Here is a 4445-nt window from a genome sequence, read left to right on the forward strand (position 1 = left end):
AGTTATCGCAAGATTGTCCAAATGTAAAAAAAGATACCTCGACTTGAAAATCGAGGTATTTCTTGTATTTTATACTCAATAAAAATCAAAAAGCAAACTAGGAAGCTAGCCGCAGGTTGCTCAAAACACTGTTTTGAGGTTGTAGATAGAACTGACGAAGTCAGCTCAAAACACAGTTTTGAGGTTGCAGATAGAACTGACGAAGTCAGTAACATATACGTACGGCAAGGCAACGTTGACGCGGTTTGAAGAGATTTTCGAAGAGTTTCAAACATATGCAATGATTCCTGAAAGAGTACAGTTAGGAGAGGGTTATGCCGATTCGAATTGATAAAAAATTACCAGCTGTTGAGATTTTACGGACAGAGAATATCTTTGTCATGGATGATCAACGTGCAGCCCACCAAGATATCCGTCCCTTGAAGATTTTAATTTTAAATCTCATGCCACAGAAAATGGTCACAGAGACCCAGTTGTTACGCCATTTGGCCAATACACCTCTACAACTGGATATTGATTTTCTCTATATGGAGAGCCATCGTTCTAAGACAACTCGTTCAGAGCACATGGAGACCTTTTATAAAACTTTTCCTGAAGTTAAGGACGAGTATTTTGATGGGATGATTATCACGGGTGCTCCAGTTGAGCATTTACCATTTGAGGAAGTGGACTATTGGGAGGAATTTAGCCAGGTGCTTGAGTGGTCCAAGACCCATGTCTATTCGACCCTTTATATCTGTTGGGGGGCTCAGGCTGGTCTTTATCTGCGTTATGGAGTGGAAAAATACCAGATGGACAGTAAGTTATCGGGTATTTATCCTCAGGACACTTTAAAAGAAGGGCACCTTCTTTTAAGAGGCTTTGACGATAGCTATGTTTCCCCTCATTCTCGGCACACGGAGATTTCTAAGGAAGAGGTCTTAAACAAAACCAATCTCGAGATTTTATCAGAGGGTTCTCAGGTTGGGGTTTCGATTTTGGCTAGTCGTGATTTGCGTGAAATTTATAGTTTTGGGCATTTGGAATATGACCGTGATACCTTGGCAAAAGAGTATTTCCGAGATTGTGATGCAGGTTTAGATCCTCATATTCCAGAAAATTACTTTAAGGATGATGATGTCAATCAGACGCCTTGTCTTTGTTGGTTTTCATCGGCAGCCCTCTTTTTCAGTAACTGGGTAAATTATGCAGTCTATCAGGAAACCCCTTTTGACTGGAGAAAAATAGAAGATGATGCATCTGCATTTGGGTATTTATAAGAGGAATTATGACATATTTAGACGCTTTTAAATCAGGGAACTTGGTTTTACCGAGTGCCCTGCTCTTGCATTTTAAGGAACTCTTTCCTTCTAGCGACGATTTTCTGGTTTGGCAATTTTTCTATTTGCAAAATACGACAGGCTTAGAAGAAATGTCGCCAAGCCAGATTGCTGAAAGGATTGGCAAGGAAATTTCGGATGTCAACCAGTCCATTTCCAATCTGACGGAGAGGGGACTTCTCCAGTATCGTACTATCGAATTAAATGGCGAAATCGAATTGCTTTTTGATGCTAGTTTGGCTTTGGAACGTTTGGATGACTTGCTTGGAGCTATTGCTTCGAGTTCAGACCAGTTGATACCTCAAAATCATCTTAAGGATTTGGTGGAAACCTTCCAGCAGGAGTTGGGACGCTTGTTGACGCCTTTTGAGATTGAGGATTTGATGAAGACACTAAAGGAAGATGGAACCAGTGCTGACTTGATTAAGGAAGCTCTTCGTGAAGCTGTTTTGAATGGAAAACCAAACTGGAAGTACATCCAGGCGATTTTGAGAAACTGGCGACATGAAGGTATCAAAAGTGTGGCTCAAATCGAGGCTAAGCGGGCAGAAAGAGAAGCAAGCAATCCTCAGTTGACACAGGTATCGGCAGATTTCAGAAATGCTATGGATCTCTGGAAGGATTAATCCATGTCAGCAGGCTTGAAATCCGAGTAAGATTTGCAAGCTGTGTCTAATTGTGATAAAATAAATAGAAAATAAATTGAAAAAAGAGGTATGTGAAATGTCACGTAAACCATTTATCGCTGGTAACTGGAAAATGAACAAAAATCCAGAAGAAGCTAAAGCATTCGTTGAAGCAGTTGCGTCAAAACTTCCTTCATCAGATCTTGTTGAAGCAGGTATCGCTGCTCCAGCTCTTGATTTGACAACAGTTCTTGCTGCGGCAAAAGGTTCAAACCTTAAAGTTGCTGCTCAAAACTGCTACTTTGAAAATGCAGGTGCCTTCACTGGTGAAACAAGCCCACAAGTTTTGAAAGAAATCGGTACTGACTACGTTGTTATCGGTCACTCAGAACGCCGTGACTACTTCCATGAAACTGACGAAGATATCAACAAAAAAGCAAAAGCAATCTTTGCAAACGGTATGCTTCCAATCATCTGTTGTGGTGAGTCACTTGAAACTTACGAAGCTGGTAAAGCTGCTGAATTTGTAGGTGCTCAAGTATCTGCTGCATTGGCTGGATTGACTGCTGAACAAGTTGCTGCATCAGTTATCGCTTACGAACCAATCTGGGCTATCGGTACTGGTAAATCAGCTTCACAAGACGACGCACAAAAAATGTGTAAAGTTGTTCGTGACGTTGTAGCTGCTGACTTTGGTCAAGAAGTTGCAGACAAAGTTCGTGTTCAATACGGTGGTTCTGTTAAACCTGAGAACGTTGCTTCATACATGGCTTGTCCAGACGTTGACGGTGCCCTTGTAGGTGGTGCGTCACTTGAAGCTGAAAGCTTCTTGGCTTTGCTTGACTTTGTAAAATAATCAGTAAGTAGCAAAAGCTAGGTGGAACAGCATTCAGATGTCTGTTCCATTTTTTATAGGAGAGGAAAGATTGAAAACAAAATTTGTATGTATAGGGCTAGCAAGCCTTTGCTTACTTGGCGTAAGAGTTTCAGGAATTGCGGCAGATGAAACAAGTGGAAGCACAGTTTCAGAAAAATCTAGTCTATCAACAGGAACTTCATCAACTAGTAGCAATGAACAGAGAAACAGTGTCTCTGCCCACTGGGATGGAGATTATTATGTAAAGGCTGATGGTTCTAAAGCTCAAAGTGAATGGATTTTTGATAATAACTACAAAGCTTGGTTTTATCTCAAATCAGACGGTCGTTATGCTCAAAATGAGTGGCAGGGCAATTACTACCTGAAATCAGGTGGCTATATGGCTCAAAACGAGTGGCTTTATGATAATAATTACAAGAGTTGGTTTTATCTCAAGTCAGATGGGGCTTATGCTCATCAAGAATGGCAATTGATTGGAAATAAGTGGTACTACTTCAAGAAGTGGGGTTACATGGCTAAAAGCCAATGGCAAGGAAGTTATTTCTTGAACGGTCAAGGTGCCATGATGCAAAATGAATGGCTTTATGATCCAGCCTATTCTGCTTATTTTTATCTCAAATCCGATGGAACTTATGCTAACCAAGAGTGGCAAAAAGTGGGCGGCAAATGGTACTATTTCAAGAAGTGGGGCTATATGGCTCAGAATGAGTGGCAAGGCAACTACTATTTGACTGGAAGTGGTGCCATGGCGACTGATGAAGTGATTATGGATGGCGCTCGCTATATCTTTGCGGCCTCTGGTGAGCTCAAAGAAAAGAAAGATTTGAATGTCGGCTGGGTTCACAGAGATGGTAAACGCTATTTCTTTAATAATAGAGAAGAACAAGTTGGAACCGAACATGCTAAGAAAGTTATTGATATTAGTGAGCACAATGGCCGTATCAATGATTGGAAAAAGGTTATTGATGAAAATGAAGTAGATGGTGTCATTGTTCGTCTAGGTTATAGCGGTAAAGAAGACAAGGAATTGGCGCATAACATTAAGGAGTTAAACCGTCTGGGAATACCTTATGGCGTCTATCTCTATACCTATGCTGAAAATGAGACTGATGCTGAGAATGATGCTGAACAGACCATTGAACTTCTGAAGAAATACAATATGAACTTGTCTTACCCTATCTACTATGATGTTGAGAACTGGGAGTATGTGAATAAAAGTAAGTGTGCTCCGAATGATACAGGTACTTGGGTTAAGATTATCAACAAGTACATGGAGACGATGAAGCAGGCGGGTTATCAAAATGTGTATGTCTATAGCTATCGTAGTTTATTACAGACGCGTTTAAAACACCCAGATATTTTAAAACATGTAAACTGGGTAGCGGCCTATAACAATGCTTTAGAATGGGAAAACCCTCATTATTCAGGAGAAAAAGGTTGGCAATATACCTCTTCTGAATACATGAAAGGAATCCAAGGGCGCGTAGATGTCAGCGTTTGGTATTAAGCTCTGATTAGAAAGAGGGATGTGATAGTAGCACCCTCTTTTTCTTTGTTTTATGATAGTTTATCCTCGAGTAAATTCAAGAACTTGCTCGGAAATGAATCTTATACTCAATGAAA

Annotated in this window: 4 protein-coding genes; all 4 read left to right on the top strand. The window is 40.5% G+C overall.

Annotated features, from left to right (window positions below; translation table 11 throughout):
- The first annotated feature begins 314 nt into the window (after positions 1 to 314).
- The 4 genes from metA to lytC all read left to right on the top strand — a co-directional run bounded on the left by metA (position 315) and on the right by lytC (position 4329).
- Positions 315 to 1259, top strand: a complete 945-nt coding sequence (gene metA / locus HT669_RS10650; protein WP_166727960.1) for a homoserine O-succinyltransferase — start codon at positions 315 to 317, stop codon at positions 1257 to 1259.
- Between the two features lie 8 nt (positions 1260 to 1267).
- A complete protein-coding gene (locus HT669_RS10655) occupies positions 1268 to 1945 on the top strand; it encodes a DnaD domain-containing protein (protein ID WP_000221595.1) in 678 nt (225 codons plus the stop codon).
- 97 nt (positions 1946 to 2042) lie between these two features.
- Positions 2043 to 2801, top strand: coding sequence for a triose-phosphate isomerase (gene tpiA, locus HT669_RS10660; protein WP_000087893.1), 759 nt, complete (start codon positions 2043 to 2045; stop codon positions 2799 to 2801).
- Positions 2802 to 2838: 37 nt separating this feature from the next.
- Positions 2839 to 4329 carry a choline binding-anchored murein hydrolase LytC gene (gene lytC, locus HT669_RS10665; protein WP_172933707.1) on the top strand — a complete coding sequence of 497 codons (1491 nt, stop codon included), beginning with the start codon at positions 2839 to 2841 and terminating at the stop codon, positions 4327 to 4329.
- Positions 4330 to 4445: the final 116 nt, after the last annotated feature.

It is taken from the genome of Streptococcus sp. 2100, from assembly GCF_013276335.1.
Taxonomy (GTDB): domain Bacteria; phylum Bacillota; class Bacilli; order Lactobacillales; family Streptococcaceae; genus Streptococcus; species Streptococcus pseudopneumoniae.

Coding starts and splice junctions, on each gene's coding strand:
- lytC (WP_172933707.1), top strand. CDS start 2,839: ATGTCTGTTCCATTTTTTATAGGAGAGGAAAGATTGAAAACAAAATTT.
- tpiA (WP_000087893.1), top strand. CDS start 2,043: ATGTCACGTAAACCATTTATCGCTGGTAACTGGAAAATGAACAAAAAT.
- metA (WP_166727960.1), top strand. CDS start 315: ATGCCGATTCGAATTGATAAAAAATTACCAGCTGTTGAGATTTTACGG.
- HT669_RS10655 (WP_000221595.1), top strand. CDS start 1,268: ATGACATATTTAGACGCTTTTAAATCAGGGAACTTGGTTTTACCGAGT.